Source organism: Streptomyces sp. MRC013 (assembly GCF_023614235.1).
GTDB lineage: Bacteria > Actinomycetota > Actinomycetes > Streptomycetales > Streptomycetaceae > Streptomyces.
Genome location: NZ_CP094264.1, coordinates 3,398,046 through 3,413,105 on the forward strand (window position 1 = coordinate 3,398,046; position 15,060 = coordinate 3,413,105).

At 76.4% G+C, this 15,060-nt stretch carries 12 protein-coding genes; 8 read left to right on the forward strand and 4 right to left on the reverse strand.

What is annotated here, in order from left to right; genetic code table 11:
* The first annotated feature begins 131 nt into the window (after positions 1 to 131).
* Complete coding sequence (gene manB, locus LUW75_RS15605; RefSeq protein WP_284453838.1) at positions 132 to 1,214, forward strand: mannose-1-phosphate guanylyltransferase; 1,083 nt, start codon at positions 132 to 134, stop codon at positions 1,212 to 1,214.
* Between the two features lie 64 nt (positions 1,215 to 1,278).
* Positions 1,279 to 2,265, forward strand: coding sequence for a DNA-3-methyladenine glycosylase family protein (locus LUW75_RS15610; RefSeq protein WP_250336156.1), 987 nt, complete (start codon positions 1,279 to 1,281; stop codon positions 2,263 to 2,265).
* A gap of 190 nt (positions 2,266 to 2,455) precedes the next feature.
* Here LUW75_RS15610 and LUW75_RS15615 read toward each other — a convergent pair whose 3' ends face one another.
* The 3 genes from LUW75_RS15615 to LUW75_RS15625 are packed head-to-tail and all read right to left on the reverse strand — an operon-like array spanning position 2,456 to position 5,253.
* The gene (locus LUW75_RS15615; RefSeq protein ID WP_250336157.1) at positions 2,456 to 3,760 is read right to left on the reverse strand and encodes a coenzyme F420-0:L-glutamate ligase; all 1,305 of its coding nucleotides are present in this window, start codon (positions 3,758 to 3,760) and stop codon (positions 2,456 to 2,458) included.
* Complete coding sequence (gene cofD, locus LUW75_RS15620) at positions 3,757 to 4,713, reverse strand: 2-phospho-L-lactate transferase (RefSeq protein WP_250336158.1); 957 nt, start codon at positions 4,711 to 4,713, stop codon at positions 3,757 to 3,759. The genes LUW75_RS15615 and cofD overlap by 4 nt, the downstream gene beginning before the upstream one ends.
* A 12-nt stretch (positions 4,714 to 4,725) precedes the next feature.
* A complete protein-coding gene (locus tag LUW75_RS15625; protein ID WP_250336159.1) occupies positions 4,726 to 5,253 on the reverse strand; it encodes a cysteine dioxygenase in 528 nt (175 codons plus the stop codon).
* Positions 5,254 to 5,940: 687 nt separating this feature from the next.
* Here LUW75_RS15625 and LUW75_RS15630 point away from each other — a divergent pair.
* The 3 genes from LUW75_RS15630 (at position 5,941) to LUW75_RS15640 (ending at position 11,917) form a co-directional block, all read left to right on the forward strand.
* Entirely contained in the window at positions 5,941 to 6,204 is a 264-nt protein-coding gene (locus LUW75_RS15630; protein ID WP_250336160.1) for a WhiB family transcriptional regulator, read from the forward strand.
* 215 nt (positions 6,205 to 6,419) lie between these two features.
* The gene (locus tag LUW75_RS15635) at positions 6,420 to 10,316 is read left to right on the forward strand and encodes a glycosyltransferase (RefSeq protein ID WP_250336161.1); all 3,897 of its coding nucleotides are present in this window, start codon (positions 6,420 to 6,422) and stop codon (positions 10,314 to 10,316) included.
* The gene (locus LUW75_RS15640) at positions 10,313 to 11,917 is read left to right on the forward strand and encodes a DUF5719 family protein (RefSeq protein ID WP_250336162.1); all 1,605 of its coding nucleotides are present in this window, start codon (positions 10,313 to 10,315) and stop codon (positions 11,915 to 11,917) included. Before LUW75_RS15635 ends, LUW75_RS15640 begins: the two co-directional genes overlap by 4 nt.
* 83 nt (positions 11,918 to 12,000) lie before the next feature.
* Here LUW75_RS15640 and LUW75_RS15645 read toward each other — a convergent pair whose 3' ends face one another.
* A complete protein-coding gene (locus LUW75_RS15645) occupies positions 12,001 to 12,429 on the reverse strand; it encodes a metallopeptidase family protein (RefSeq protein ID WP_250336163.1) in 429 nt (142 codons plus the stop codon).
* 283 nt (positions 12,430 to 12,712) lie between these two features.
* On the opposite strand from LUW75_RS15645, the gene LUW75_RS15650 reads away from it, so the two are divergent.
* The 3 genes from LUW75_RS15650 (at position 12,713) to LUW75_RS15660 (ending at position 15,053) form a co-directional block, all read left to right on the forward strand.
* Positions 12,713 to 13,141 carry a DUF3499 domain-containing protein gene (locus LUW75_RS15650; RefSeq protein WP_250336164.1) on the forward strand — a complete coding sequence of 143 codons (429 nt, stop codon included), beginning with the start codon at positions 12,713 to 12,715 and terminating at the stop codon, positions 13,139 to 13,141.
* Between the two features lie 156 nt (positions 13,142 to 13,297).
* Positions 13,298 to 14,659, forward strand: coding sequence for a phosphomannomutase/phosphoglucomutase (locus tag LUW75_RS15655; protein ID WP_250336165.1), 1,362 nt, complete (start codon positions 13,298 to 13,300; stop codon positions 14,657 to 14,659).
* A gap of 211 nt (positions 14,660 to 14,870) precedes the next feature.
* On the forward strand, positions 14,871 to 15,053 hold the full coding sequence (locus LUW75_RS15660) for a Trm112 family protein (protein WP_250336166.1): 183 nt from the start codon (positions 14,871 to 14,873) through the stop codon (positions 15,051 to 15,053).
* Positions 15,054 to 15,060: the final 7 nt, after the last annotated feature.

A 15,060-nucleotide genomic window follows, 5' to 3' on the forward strand; every position in this document is an offset into this window, starting at 1 on the left:
CCGCCCGGGTCCGCCTAGGATCTGCCTACACTGCCTGGTCGTGCCGATCATATGAGCGCGCTCCGGCCGGGGCCGGAGCGCCGGATCGGTCACCTCCCGACGACCGGTCCAGTAGGAAGCAGAGACGACAGGTGACAGAAGCGATCCTCCTGGTCGGCGGCAAGGGGACCAGGCTGCGGCCGATGACGGTGAACACGCCGAAGCCGATGGTCCCCGCGGCGGGTGTGCCGTTCCTCACGCACCAGCTCGCCCGGGCCCGCGCGGCCGGCGTCGAACACGTCGTGCTGGCGACCTCCTACCTGGCCGAGGTGTTCGAACCGTACTTCGGCGACGGGTCGGCGCTCGGGCTCCACCTGGAGTACGTCACCGAGGTGGAGCCGCTCGGCACCGGCGGCGCGATACGCAACGTCGCCCCGCGGCTCACGTCGGGGCCGGACGAGCCCGTCCTCATCTTCAACGGGGACATCCTCACCGGCCTCGACATCCGCGCCCTGGTCGACACCCACGGGGCCTCGGGCGCCGACGTCTCCCTGCACCTGACCCGGGTCGAGGACCCCCGGGCCTTCGGCCTCGTCCCGACCGACCGCACCGGGCGCGTCACGGCCTTCCTGGAGAAGCCGCAGACCCCCGAGGAGATCGTCACCGACCAGATCAACGCCGGCGCGTACGTGTTCCGCCGGTCCGTCATCGACACGATCCCGGCCGGCCGGCCCGTCTCCGTCGAGCGCGAGACGTTCCCCGGCCTCCTCGCCGACGGCGCCCACCTGCAGGGCATGGTCGACTCCACGTACTGGCTGGACCTCGGGACCCCGCAGGCGTTCGTCCGCGGCTCCGCCGACCTCGTCCTGGGCCGCGCCCCCTCCCCGGCCGTGCCGGGCCGCTGCGGCGACCGCCTGGTGGTGGACGGCGCGACCGTGGCCCCGGACGCCAAGCTCACCGGCGGTACGGTCGTCGGAGCGGGCGCCGAGGTCGGCGGGGGCGCCCGGATCGACGGCAGCGTCGTCATGGCGGGCGCGGTCGTCGAGCCCGGCGCGGTGGTGACCGACTCCCTCGTCGGCGAGGGCGCCCGGATCGGCGCCCGCACCGTGCTGCACGGCGCGGTGATCGGCGACGGTGCCCGCGTGGGCGCCGACAACGAGCTGCGCGACGGGGTCCGCGTCTGGTGCGGCGCCCGCCTGCCCGACGCGTCGGTGCGCTTCTCCTCCGACCAGTAGCCGCCCCGGCCGGGGGCTACGCTGTCCGGGACCGAACGCCCCGCACCGCACCACTGGAGCCCCCGTGGCCGGCCGCTACGCCCCCCGCCCCCGACGCGCGGTCCCGGCGCCCGCCCGGGCCGGCGGCGCCCCGGCGGCGGCGCCCCGGCGGCGCAGCTGGGCGCCGCCGTGGCCGCTGGACCTCGCGCTCACCCTGGCCCCGCTGCGGCGCGGCCCCGCCGACCCCACCTTCCGGGCCACGCCCGACGGGGCGTTCTGGCGGACCTGCCGCACCCCCCGGGGGCCCGGCACGCTGAGGGTCGCCGCGCACGGCGGCACCGTCGAGGCCGAGGCGTGGGGGAGCGGCGCGGAGTGGCTCCTCGACCGGCTCCCCGTCCTGCTCGGGGAGGAGGACGACCCGGACGCGTTCACGCCCCGCCACCGGCTCCTGGCCCTGACCCGGCGGCGCCGCGCGGGGCTGCGGCTGGTGCGCACCGGACTGGTGATGGAGTCGCTGATCCCCTCGATCCTGGAGCAGAAGGTCACCACGGACGAGGCGTACCGCGCGTGGCGGCTGCTCGTGCGCGGCTACGGCGACCCCGCGCCCGGCGCCCCCGCCGGGCTCCGCCTCTCCGTGGTGCCGGAGCCCCGCACGTGGGCGCTGATCCCGTCCTGGGAGTGGCACCGCGCGGGGGTCGACGGCAAGCGCTCGGCGACCGTGCTCCGCGCCGTGCGGGTCGCCCCCCGTCTGGAGGAGGCGGCCGGCATGGCGCCCGAGGAGGCCCGGCGCCGGCTGGAACTGGTCCCCGGCGTCGGCCCGTGGACGTCCGCCGAGACGGTCCAGCGCAGCAACGGCGCGCCCGACGCGGTGACCACCGGCGACTACCACCTGCCCGGCATCGTCGGCCACGCCCTGGCCGGCCGCCGCGACGCGGACGACGCGCAGATGCTGGAACTGCTGGGGCCGTACGCCGGGCAGCGGCACCGCGCGGCCCGGCTGATCCTGCTCAGCGGCCGCGTCCCGCCCCGCCGCGCCCCGCGCATGACGCCGCGCGACATCGCCGCGCTCTGACCGCCCCGCCCGCACCGCCCCGCCCTGTCCGGACCGCGGCGGCCGCGCCCCTGTCCCCGCCGCGACGGGCGCGCCCCGGCGGGCGGACCGTGACCGGCGCGCCCCGGCGGGCGGACCGCGGCCGCCCGCGCCCCTGTCCCGGCCGCCGCCTCCGGCGCCCGCCGCCCGCCCCGCCGGGGTCCGCGGGGGCTCACCGCACGGTGAGGAAGTCCTCCGGGTCCCGCTCCGGCCGGGGCCCCGCCGGCCCGGCGGGCCGTCCGACCGCGACCGCGCCCATCGGGTCCCAGTCGTCCGGCAGGTCCAGCACCTCCCGCACCACGTCCCGGCAGAACATCGTCGACGACACCCACGCCGAGCCGAGCCGCTCGCCCGCCAGCGCCACCAGGAGGTTCTGCACCCCGGCGCCCGCCGCGGCCACGAACATCTCCCGCTCGGCGGCGTCCCGACGCGCGTCCCCGTAGCGGTGGGCGCCGTCCGCGACCAGGCACGGCACCACCAGGTACGGCGCGTTCCGCAGGATGTCGCCGCGGCGGACGCGCCGGGCGACGGCCTCCTCGTCCAGCCCGTCCCGCCGCAGGTCCGCGACCCACGCCTCCCGCATGGCGTCCAGGAGCCGGGTCCGCGCCGCGGCGCTCTCCAGCAGCACGAACCGCCACGGCGCCGTGTGGTGCGGCGCGGGCGCCGTCACCGCCGCGGCCACCGCGCGCCGTACGGCCCCGGGGTCCACCGGGTCCCCGGTGAAGGCCCGCACGGTGCGGCGCCGCGCGACCGCCTCCCGGATCGCCTCCGAGGTGCCGAGCCGGAACATGTCGTCGTCCGCGCCGCGCACCAGCGCCCGCGCACCCGGGCCGTCCCCGCCGTCCCCGGCCACCAGGTGCGGCAGGCCGCGCACGACGGCGACGGGACGCCCCGCCGTTTTGCCCTTGACCAGGTCCGCGGCGGCGGCCAGCTCGTCCGCGCTGGCCACGACCGTCGCGACGAGCGGGTTCCCGTACGAGTCGGCACCGCCCCGCAGGTCGTCCAGGACGCGCACCCCGGCCGCCCCGATCGCGACGTCCGTCAGTCCGCTGCGCCAGGGCCGGCCGAAGGTGTCGGTGACGACGACGCCGACGACGACGCCGAGCCGCTCGCGCAGCCCGGTGCGCAGGGCGCGGGCGGACGCGTCCGGGTCCTCGGGCAGCAGCAGGACCGTCCCGGCGGGCGTGTTGGACGCGTCGACACCGGCCGCGGCCATCACCAGCCCGTTGCGGTTCTCGACGATCCGCAGCGTGCCGCGCCGGGCGACGACGCGGACGGTCTCCGCGTCGATGGCCGCCTCGCGGTCCGCGGCGGCGACGGCCCGGCCCTCCGCCTTGCTCACGACCTTGGAGGTGACGAGGACGACGTCGCCGTCGGCGAGGTCCGGCTCGGCGGCGGCGATCAGCGCGGCCAGGTCGTCGCCCTCCGCGACCTCCGGCATCCCCTCCGGCGCCCACACCCGGTACGAGGCGGTCATCCGCGGACCTCCTCGGCGAGGGCCAGCGCCTCGCGCGCCATCGCCGCCGCCGCGTCGACGTCGGTCATCATCAGCGGCACGGCCCGGCAGCGGATCCCCGCGGCCTCCACCTCCGCGACCGCGTCCGCGTCGACCGTGTCGACGAGCCAGCCGTCGAGCAGCCCCGAGCCGTAGTGGCGGGCGACCGCGCCGGCCGTCGCCTCCACGCCCACCGCCGCGAGGACCTTGTCGGCCATGCCGCGCACCGGCGCGTTCCCGACGATCGGCGACAGGCCCACGACGGGGACGCCGGCCGCCGCGACGGCCTCCCGGACGCCTGGCACGGCGAGGATCGTGCCGATGCTCACCACCGGGTTGGACGGCGGGAACAGCACCACGTCCGCCGCGGCGATCGCCTCCAGCACCCCGGGCGCGGGCTCGGCCCGCTCGGCGCCGACCGGCACCACCGCCTGCGCCTCGACCGAGGCGCGCAGCCTCACCCAGTACTCCTGGAAGTGCACCGCCCGCCGCTCGCCGTCGATCTCGACCGCGACGTGCGTCTCGATCCGGTCGTCGGACATCGGCAGCAGCCGCACGCCCGGCCGCCACCGGTCGCACAGCGCCTCGGTGACGGCGCTGAGCGGGTAGCCGGCGCCCAGCATCTGGGTCCGGACGATGTGCGTGGCGAAGTCGCGGTCGCCGAGGCCGAACCACTGCGGCCCGACCCCGTACGCCGCGAGCTCGTCCTTGACGGCGAAGGTCTCGTCCGCGCGGCCCCAGCCCCGCTCCTCGTCGATGCCGCCGCCGAGGGTGTACATCACCGTGTCCAGGTCGGGGCAGACCTTCAGCCCGAAGAGATGGATGTCGTCACCCGTGTTGCCGATGACCGTGATGTCCGCGTCGGGCGCGGCCCGCTTGAGGCCGCGCAGGAAGCGGGCACCGCCGATGCCACCGGCCAGAACCACCATGCGCATGCGGGCAGTCTGTCAGGCGGGGGCGGCGCTCCGGGCCTCCGGGGCGAGGGCGCGGGCGGTCCCGGGCGCGTCGCGCACCGGCATCTCGGTGAGGCCCGGGAAGTAGAGGTGCAGGCTGACGGCCGGTTCGAGCGAGTCGTTGGCGATCTCGTGGACCCGGCCGGGGGCGACGAACCGGCCCGCCGCGCCCCGGGCGCCCCCGGCGAGCCTTCGCGCGCCTCCGTCCGTACGCTCCGTCAGCCCGCCCTCCAGCACCGTGAAGTACCCCGAGGACCGACCGTGGTCGTGCGGCCCCGTGCTCTGGCCGGGCAGCCACGACAGCAGCCACACCTCGTAGCCGGGTCCGGTGCGCAGGCGGTGGTACCAGCGGCTGGTGGCGTCGTACTCGACGAGCGGCGCCCACAGGGCGCGGTCGGCGGCGATGGAGTGGGCGAGGCCGGCGAACTCGGCCACGGTGGACGGGTGTTCCCCGGCGGGCTGCAGGAGGTGCTGGACGGCGAGGATGTCGCCCGCGACCTGGAGGTCGCTGTCGCTGTTCACGGCGGTGTGTTTCCTCGGTGGAGCGGTTCGGGGAGGGTGCGGCGGGTACGGGTCCGCGCGGTGGCGCCCGGGGGACGGGGCGCGCGCGGATGCGGCGTGGGACTCGCCTGGGTGAGGGGCCGGGGCGCTACGGCGTCAACGGCACGAACAGCAACAGCGCGCGTGGACAGCGCGGCGGAACCCACGGGTGGCGTGGGTCGCGGAGGGCGCTGCGGTCGCTGGCATGCCCCCACGGTGGACCGGCCGGATTCGTTCTGTCAAACCGGTGACCGGTTCGGCGGCGGCGCCTCATCCCATCCGGCCGGGTCGCGGGCGGGGAGGTTTGCGCCGGCCGGGTCCGGGACACACGGCGCAGGAACCGCCCGTGCGCGCCTCTCCGGGGCCGCGCTCCGACTGTGATCCGGGCCGCTTCGCCGGCCCGGACGCAACAGGACCGCGGACCCGGTCGTCCCCCCTCGGGGGGAGGCGTCCGGCGGCGGGGTACGGGACGGAGAACGGGCGGTGCCTTTTTTACCGATTTCAACACTTTCTGCTTCACTTTGGTTCCGCAGAGTGAATACCGGGGCCGATAGCAGATCCCCGCTTGACTGCCCCGGAGATACACACTTGTAATTTCGCTCGTGTCGTTCGGCTGGGAACGGGAAGCGGCGGCATCACGGGGACGTGACAGACAGACGAGGGGCACAGATGACCGAGTTGTTCCAGGAGCTGCTGGTCGAGGACGCGGAGGAGGAAATCGGCTGGCAGGATCGCGCGTTGTGCGCCCAGACCGACCCCGAGTCCTTCTTCCCCGAGAAGGGCGGGTCCACCCGTGAGGCCAAGAAGGTCTGCCTCGCCTGCGAGGTCCGCTCGGAGTGCCTCGAATACGCACTCGCCAACGACGAGAGGTTCGGCATCTGGGGCGGTCTGTCCGAGCGTGAGCGCCGCCGCCTGAAGAAGGCCGCCGTCTGACCCCTCCCCGGGGCCGTCCCGCGGCCCGGGACCCCGGCGGCGGCCGCCGCCCGATCGCGGACACCACCCGTACGCCCCCGCCCAGCGGTCCGCCGCCTGTGCCCTGTCCACAGGCGGCGGACCGCTGTCGTGCCAGCCATTAGTGTGGAGCCCCGTCAGAGACGCTCCGACGCCCCGCGACGCGGGCGACCCCCGGCCGGAGGGCCCGTACCTCGATGTCCGCCACCACAGCCGCGTTTTCCGCCGCCTCCCCGACGCAGCAGCCCGAGTTCCCGCGGCACGTCGTCACCGCCGTGCTCGTCTCGCACGACGGGGCGCGCTGGCTGCCGGACGCCCTCGCCGGACTCCTCGGCCAGGAGCGCCCCGTGCAGTACGTCGTCGCCGCCGACACGGGCAGCGCCGACGAGTCCGCCCGGCTCGTCGCGGAGGCCGTCGGCGACGAGCGGGTACTGCACCTCGCCCGCCGCACCGGCTTCGGCGCCGCCGTCGACGAGGCCGCCCGCACCGCGCCCGTCCTCGGCCCCGACGAACTGCCCTACCTGAGGCGGCCCAGCGGCTGGGACCCCGTCGGCAGGACCTGGCGCGACGACGTCCACGAGATGCCCGAGCTGCCGCACGGCGAACCGGTCCAGTGGCTGTGGCTCCTCCACGACGACTGCGCGCCCGCCCCCGACGCCCTCGCCGAGCTGCTCCGCGTCGCCGACTCCGACGAGCACGCCGCGATCATCGGCCCCAAGCTCCTCGGCTGGTACGACCGCAAGCAGCTCCTCGAGGTCGGCGTCACCATCGCCCACAGCGGCCGCCGCTGGACCGGCCTCGACCGCCGCGAACAGGACCAGGGACAGCACGACCAGATCCGCCCCGTCCTGGCCGTCTCCAGCGCCGGCATGCTCGTCCGCCGCGACGTCTTCGAGGAACTCGGCGGCTTCGACCGCCGCCTGCCCCTCATGCGGGACGACGTCGACCTGTGCTGGCGCGCCCACGCCGCCGGCCACCGCGTCCTCGTCGCCCCCGACGCCGTCCTCCGCCACGCCGAGGCGGCCTCCCGCGAGCGCCGCACCGTCGACTGCGCCGGCCGCTCCGTCGCCAACCCGCACCGCGTCGACAAGGCCGGCGCCGTCTACACCCTCCTCGCCAACGCGCGCGCGGCCGCCCTCCCGTACCTCCTCGTCCGCCTCCTCGTCGGCACCCTCCTGCGCACCCTCGCCTACCTCGTCGGCAAGGCCCCCGTCCAGGCCGTCGACGAGGTCATGGGCCTGTGCGGCGTCCTCCTCCGCCCCGAGCGGATCGTCGCCGCCCGCCGCCGGCGCGCCTCCCGCGCCGGCGACCCCGCCGAGCTCCGGCCCCTCTTCCCGCCGCCCGGCGCCACCGTCCGCGCCGCGGTCGAACAGGTCGCCTCCAACTTCGGCGGCGCCGACGCCGACTCCGGCGGCTCGCGGCACGGCGCCGTCGAGTCCGGCCCCGGCGGCGACGACGCCGACTACCTGGAGGTCGAGCAGTTCGCGCGGCTCAAGAAGATCGCCCGCCGACCGGGCCCGCTCCTCTTCGCGCTGCTCCTGTTCGTCTCCCTGATCGCCTGCCGGGGCCTCTTCGGCGGCGGCTCCCTCGCCGGCGGCGCACTGCTGCCCGTCGCCGACGACGTCGGCGGCCTGTGGAGCCGGTACGCCGACGCCTGGCACCCCCTCGGCACCGGCGGCACCCAGAGCGCCCCGCCCTACCTCGCCCTGCTCGCCGCGCTGTCCGGCCTGTTCCTCGGCTCCACCGGCCTCGCGCTCGCCGTGCTGCTGGTCTGCTCCGTACCGCTCGCCGGCTTCACCGCGTACTTCGCCTCCCGCTCCCTCGTCGAGTCGCGGCTCCTGCGCGCGTGGGCCGCCGTCGCCTACGCCTTCCTGCCCGCCGCGACCGGCGCCCTCGCCACCGGCCGCCTCGGCACGGCGGTCCTCGCGGTCCTGCTGCCCCTCACGGCCCGCGCCGCCGTCGCCGCGTACGGGCTGCGCGGCGGCGGGCCCGGCGCCCCGCGCGGCAGCTGGCGCGCCACCTGGGCGTACACCCTCCTCCTGACGTTCACGACGGCCTTCACCCCCGTCGTCTGGCCGCTCGCCGTCGTCCTCGGCGCCGCCGCCCTCGTCCTGCGCCGCGACGACATCACCGCGTACGGGCTGCGCCTCCTCGCCGTCGCCGGCACGCCGCTGCTCGTCCTCGCCCCCTGGTCGCTGTCCCTGCTGACCGACCCGGCCGCCTTCCTGAAGGAGGCCGGCACGCAGATCCGCACGGGCCCGGCGTCCGCGCTCGACCTGCTCGGCGCCAGTCCGGGCGGCCCCCGCACGGTCGGCGGCCTCGTCCTGCTCGGCCTCGTCCTGGCCGCCCTCGCCGCCCTGCTGCGCGCGGAGCGCCGGTTCGCCGTCCGCAGCGCCTGGGCCGTCGCCCTCGTCGCCCTCCTCTTCGCCGTCCTCACCAACGGCGCCGGCGAGCACGCCACCGGCTGGGCCGGCCCCGCCACGCTCGTCTACGGCCTCGCCCTCCTCGCCGCCGGCGTGATCGGCGCCGAGGGCGGCCGCACCCGCGTCGCCGCGCAGAGCTTCGGCTGGCGCCAGCCCGTCGCCGCCCTCGTCGCCCTCGCGGCCGCCGCCGGCCCCCTCGTCTCCGCCGCCAACTGGATGATCGGCGGCGCCGCGGGCCCCCTGGAGCGCCGCGACCCCACCCAGGTGCCCGCGTTCGTCGCCGAGGAGAGCGTCACCCGCGACCAGCCCCGCACCCTCGTTCTCGACGGCCCGTCACCCGCCAAGGTCTCCTACGCCCTCGTCCGCGGTTCCGGCGCCCGCCTCGGCGACGCCGAACTGACCGCCGCGGGCGGCGGCGACCCGCGCCTCGACAAGGTCGTCGCGCACCTCGTCGCCGGTTCCGGGGCCGACCAGACCGCCGAGCTCAGCGGCTTCGCCATCCGCTACGTCCTGGTACGCGACGGCGCGCCCCGCGAGATGGGCCGCGTTCTCGACGCCACGCCCGGCCTCAGCCGGCTCAGCCAGCGCGACGGCAGCGCCCTGTGGCGCGTCGACCGCCAGGTCGCCCGCGCCGTCGTCGTCCCCGCCGCCGGCACCGCCGGAGGCGCCGGGGCGGGCGGCGAACCCCTCCCCGTCGGCTCCGGCCCCGTCGAGGCGCACAGCGACATCCCCGCCGGCGGAGAGGGCCGAATCCTGCGCATCGCCGACCGCGCCGACGAGGGCTGGCACGCCACCCTCGACGGCAGGCCCCTGGAGAGGACCACCGTCGACGGCTGGGCGCAGGGCTTCAAGCTGCCCGCCCAGGGCGGCCGCCTCGACCTGACCCACGACGCCCCGCTCACCCGCACCGCGTGGATCTGGACCCAGTGCGCCCTCGCCGTCGTCCTGGTCGTCCTCGCCCTGCCGGGCCGCCGGCGCGACGTCGACGACGACCTGCCCGAGGAGGCCCCGGCCACCGTCCCCGGCCAGGACGCCACGGGCGACGGGCGCCGCGCGCGCAGGCTCCGCGCCGCGGCCGCCGAGCCCGGCGCGGACACCGCGCCCGCGCCCGCACCCGTACCGGACCGGGCGGACGACCCGTACGCCGACCCGTACGCCGTACCCGGCCCGCAGGACCCGCCCGGCACCACGCCGGACCTCACCGCCGCGCAGGGGTACGGCGAGCAGGATCCGTACGCACGGCGGTCGTACGGCGTCCAGGGCCACGAACAGCAGACGGCGTACGAGGAGCAGCCCCACGCCGGGCCCCACGCCGGCACCCCGTACCGGCAGGATCCGTACCGGCAGGACGCCTACCAGCAGGATCCGCACCAGCGGGACGCCTACCAGCAGGATCCGTACGAGCAGGATCCGTACCGGCAGGACGCCTATCAGCAGGATCCGTACGAGCAGGATCTGTACCGGCAGGACGCCTATCAGCAGGATCCGTACCAGCAGGATCCGTACCGGCAGGATTCTCACCGGCAGGACCTGTACGACCCGGCCGCGCCCACCGGGACCGGGCAGCAGTACGACCGGCAGCCGCACCCGTACCCCTACCAGCAGCAGGGCCCGTACGACCCGTACGGCTACGAGAACGAGCAGCGTCCCGACGGGAGCAGCCACCAGTGAACCGCAGCACCCTCTCCCTCCTCGCGGTCTCGACCGCCCTCGCCGCCCTCACCGGCCTCGCCTCCCTGACGGCCCCCGGCACGGACGGCTCCGTCCGGGCGGCCGACGCGGCCCCCGCCGAGCTGCCGGTCGAGCGCAGCAGCGTCCTGTGCCCGGCACCGAGTTCCTCCGAGGTCGCCGAGACGGCGTACACCTCGTTCACCCCCGCCGCCGACGGGCCCGGGTCCGGTGCCCCGGCCGGTGGGGGAGTACTGCCGGACAGGGCCGAGCTGAAGCCGGCCGCCGCCCTCCGGGACGCGCCGCCCACCGCCCCGGAGGACGGCGACGGCGAGGACGGCGACGGGAAGAAGGACGGCGGCGGGAAGAAGGACGGGGCGGCCGCGGGGAAGCCGGCCGCGGACAAGGCCGTCGTCACCGCCACCGCCCCCGGGACGCCCGTGACGGCGGAGGCGGACGGCGCCGAGGCCCCCGCCCTCATCGGCGTCGCCTCCGGCCGGCTCGCCCCCGGCTGGACCACCCAGCAGACCACCGTCGTCCCCGCCGGGGGAGCCCGCGGCCTCCTCGGCGTCACCTGCACGCCCCCCGACACGGACTTCTGGTTCCCCGGCACCTCCACCGCCGAGAACCGCCGCGACTACGTCCACCTCACCAACCCCGACGACACCGCCGCCGTCGTCGACGTCGAGCTGTACGGTCCCGAGGGCGCCCTGGAGTCGCAGCTCACCGACGGCATCCCGGTCCCCGCCCGGTCCAGCGTCCCCGTACTGCTGTCCACCCTCACCGCGAAGCCGGCCACCTCCGACGTCACCGCCCACGTCACCGTCCGCAGCGGCCGCGTCGGCGCGGTCATCCGCTCCGCCGTCGACCAGCTCGGCAGCGACTGGCTGCCGGCCTCCGCCGACCCCGCCCCCTCACTGGTCCTCCCCGGCATCCCCGCGGACGCCACGTCCGTGCAGCTCATGGCGTACACGCCCGGCGAGGACGACGCCGAGCTGAAGATCCAGCTCGCCGGGGCCACGGGCACCATCACCCCCGCCGTCCAGCAGACGATCCGCGTGAAGTCCGGGATGACGGCCTCCGCCGACCTGAGGGACCTCACCAACGGCGAGGCCGGCGCCCTGCTGCTGTCCCCCGCCCGGGCGGGGCGGGCCGCCCCCGTCGTCGCCGCGCTGCGCGTGGTGCGCGGCTCCGGCGAGAAGCAGGAGGTCGCCTTCGTCCCGGCCGCCGGCCCGGTGGGGGAGCGGGCGACCGTCGCCGACAACCGCGCCGGGGGCACCACCCTGTCGCTGACCGCGCCCGGCGAGACCGCCGAGGTCCGCGTCACCGCCTCCCCGGGCACCGGGGGCGGCACCCCCGCCACCAAGACGTACACCGTCAAGGCCGGCACGACCCTGGCGGTCGCCCCGCCCGTGCCCTCCGGGCTCAAGGGCTCCTACGCCCTGACGGTCGAGACCCTGTCCGGCGGCCCCGTCCACGCGGCGCGCATGCTGGCCCTGCCGCAGGACGGCATCGCGATGTTCACCCTGCAGACCTTCGCCGACGACCGCGCGAAGGTCGCCGTACCGGAGGCGGAGCAGGACCTGGCCGTCCTGGACGACTGAGACCCGGCCGCCCCGATGGCCGGGGCCCGGCCGTCCGGGCCGGTGCACCGTGCGGAGGGCGCGGGCGCACCGGCCCGCGCCGGTCAGTCCTGCCCGTAGCGCGGGTCCACCGACTCGGGCGCCAGGCCCAGCAGCTCGGCGACCTGCTCCACCACGACCTCGTGCACCAGCAGCGCCCGCTCGTCCCGGCCCTTGGCCCGCAGCTCCACGGGCCGCCGGTACACGATCACGCGCGCGTGCCGGTCGCGCGTCGCCGGTGCCGAGCTGCCCAGCGGCACGGAGTCGTCCTGAGCCGCCGGCACCTCCAGCACCATGAAGTCGACCTCGCCGAGCTGGGGCCAGAGCCGTTCCAGCCGTTCGACGGAGTCCTGCACCAGGTCGCGGAAGGTGTCCGCCCGCGTGGCGGACAGGGGGACCTGGGGCGGTGCCACGGGGCCGCGCATCCCCCGGCCGTGGCGATCACGGCGGCGCGGTCGCGGCTCGGTCGGGCGGGGTGGGCCTGCGCTGTCCATCACCTGACGCAGCGTAGCCTTCCGGGACGTGTGGCGTTCCCCTCTCCGCCCGCGCCCCCGGCATGTCGCCGTATGAGCGTTCCAGCCAACCGAGGGCAAAATTCGCCGTCCTCAAGCGATCGAACCACGTATGGAAATGACCGGATTCTTTCCGAGGGCTCTCCGGCCGGGTGTCCGTACCGCCCTCTCCCCGGCATCCGCCCCGTCCTCTCCCGCAGGTCGGAACGGCCCTCCGGAACCCTCCTGTGCCCGACGTCACACCGCGACACGGGCGGGTGACCCGGTGGAGAGTCGTCGCGGCCCGCTCAAGAGTGCGGTACCGTCCAACGTCGTGAGCCCTGTACGTCGCTGTTCGCGCACCGCGTGCGGCCGCCCTGCCGTCGCGACACTGACGTACGTCTATGCCGACTCGACCGCGGTCCTCGGCCCGCTCGCCACCTACGCGGAACCCCACTGCTACGACCTGTGCGCCGAGCACAGCGAGCGCCTCACCGCGCCCCGGGGCTGGGAGGTCGTCCGGCTGTCCGACGCCTCCGGCCCCGCCCGCCCCAGCGGCGACGACCTGGAGGCCCTCGCCAACGCCGTGCGCGAGGCGGCCCGCCCCCAGGAGCGCCGGGCCCGGGCCGACGGCAAGGGCGGCCCCCGCGGCGGCGACCCCGTCGAGGTCGGCCGCCGCGGCCACCTCCGCGTGCTGCGCTCCCCCGACCCCTGACGCCGGCGCACCGGCCCGGCGCCCGGTGACGCCGCCCCGGTGCGTAAGCCCCCGACGCGTAAGCCCCCGGTTCGGTCCCGTAGGTCCCCTCCATACGTATCCGTCACCTCTGCGGGTAGCTTGTGTACCCCACACAGGCTCGCAGGAGGTTGGTCAGTGACTGCTGATCTGTCGCAGATCGTCAAGGCGTACGACGTCCGCGGAGTGGTGCCGGATCAGTGGGACGAGGCGCTCGCCGAGCTGTTCGGCGCGGCCTTCGTCCAGGTGACCCGGGCCGACGCGATCGTCGTCGGCCACGACATGCGCCCGTCGTCCCCCGGCCTGTCGGGCGCCTTCGCGCGCGGGGCCGCCGCCCGGGGCGCCGACGTCACCCTCATCGGCCTGTGCTCCACCGACCAGCTGTACTTCGCCTCCGGCCACCTCGACCTGCCCGGCGCCATGTTCACCGCGTCGCACAACCCGGCCCGGTACAACGGCATCAAGATGTGCCGCGCCGGCGCCGCCCCCGTCGGCCGGGACAGCGGCCTCGCCGACATCCGCGCCCTCGTCGAGACGTGGCGGGACTCCGGGGCCCCCGCCCCGGTCGCCACCCCCGGCGAGATCACCGAGACGGACACCCTGGCCGCCTACGCGCAGCACCTGAGGTCCCTGGTCGACCTCTCCGCCGTCCGCCCCCTGAAGGTCGTCGTCGACGCGGGCAACGGCATGGGCGGCCACACGGTCCCCACCGTCTTCGAGGGCCTGCCCCTGACGCTGGTCCCGATGTACTTCGAACTGGACGGCACGTTCCCCAACCACGAGGCCAACCCGCTCGACCCGGCCAACATCGTCGACCTCCGGCAGCGCGTCCGCGCCGAGGGTGCCGACCTGGGCCTGGCCTTCGACGGCGACGCCGACCGCTGCTTCGTCGTGGACGAGCGGGGCGAGCCCGTCCCCCCGTCCGCGATCACCGCGCTGGTCGCCGCCCGCGAGCTGGCCAAGCACCCCGGCGGAACGGTCATCCACAACCTGATCACCTCGCAGTCCGTCCCCGAGGTCGTCCGCGAGAACGGCGGGACGCCCGTCCGCACCCGCGTCGGCCACTCCTTCATCAAGGCCGAGATGGCCCGCACGGGTGCGATCTTCGGCGGCGAGCACTCCGCGCACTACTACTTCCGCGACTTCTGGAACGCCGACACCGGCATGCTGGCCGCCCTCCACGTCCTGGCCGCCCTCGGCGGACAGGAGGGCACGCTGTCCGCGCTGGTCGCCGAGTACGACCGCTACGCGGCCTCCGGCGAGATCAACTCCACCGTCGCCGACCAAGCCGCCAGCACCGCCGCCGTACGCGGGGCCTTCGCGTCCCGCGCCGGCGTCACCACCGACGAGCTCGACGGCCTCACCGTCAGCGGCGACGACTGGTGGTTCAACCTCCGGCCGTCCAACACCGAGCCGCTCCTCCGCCTCAACGTCGAGGCGAGGGACGAGGCCACCATGGCCAAGGTCCGCGACGAGGTCCTCTCCCTCGTCCGCGCCTGACCGGCCACCGCCCGCTCCCCGGGACCGGCGCCCCCTGCACCCGCACGGGCGCCGGCCCCGGGCGGGTACCCGTCCGCGTCCCGCCGCCCCGGCGTGCCCCGCCCCCCGGCGGTAGGCTGACGACGCCGGGGGACCGCAGCACCCCACCGGACCGGCCGGGCCCGCACGGGCTCCGCCGGCCGCCGTGAACGCACCCGAAGGGAACCGCCCCATGCCGCTCGAAGCCGGCCTCCTCTCCATCCTCGCCTGCCCCGCCTGCCGCGCCCCCCTCGGCGACCGGACGGCCGAGGAGACCCCCGAGCTGGTCTGCACCGGCGACGACTGCGGCCTCGCCTACCCGGTGCGGGACGGCATCCCGGTGCTCCTCGTCGACGAGGCCCGCCGCCCGGACTGATCCCGCC

Excerpts from the sequence above, each read along its gene's own strand:
- LUW75_RS15660 (WP_250336166.1), top strand. The coding sequence starts at position 14,871 with ATGCCGCTCGAAGCCGGCCTCCTCTCCATCCTCGCCTGCCCCGCCTGC.
- LUW75_RS15630 (WP_250336160.1), top strand. The coding sequence starts at position 5,941 with ATGACCGAGTTGTTCCAGGAGCTGCTGGTCGAGGACGCGGAGGAGGAA.
- LUW75_RS15635 (WP_250336161.1), top strand. The coding sequence starts at position 6,420 with ATGTCCGCCACCACAGCCGCGTTTTCCGCCGCCTCCCCGACGCAGCAG.
- cofD (WP_250336158.1), bottom strand. The coding sequence starts at position 4,713 with ATGCGCATGGTGGTTCTGGCCGGTGGCATCGGCGGTGCCCGCTTCCTG.
- LUW75_RS15645 (WP_250336163.1), bottom strand. The coding sequence starts at position 12,429 with ATGGACAGCGCAGGCCCACCCCGCCCGACCGAGCCGCGACCGCGCCGC.
- LUW75_RS15615 (WP_250336157.1), bottom strand. The coding sequence starts at position 3,760 with ATGACCGCCTCGTACCGGGTGTGGGCGCCGGAGGGGATGCCGGAGGTC.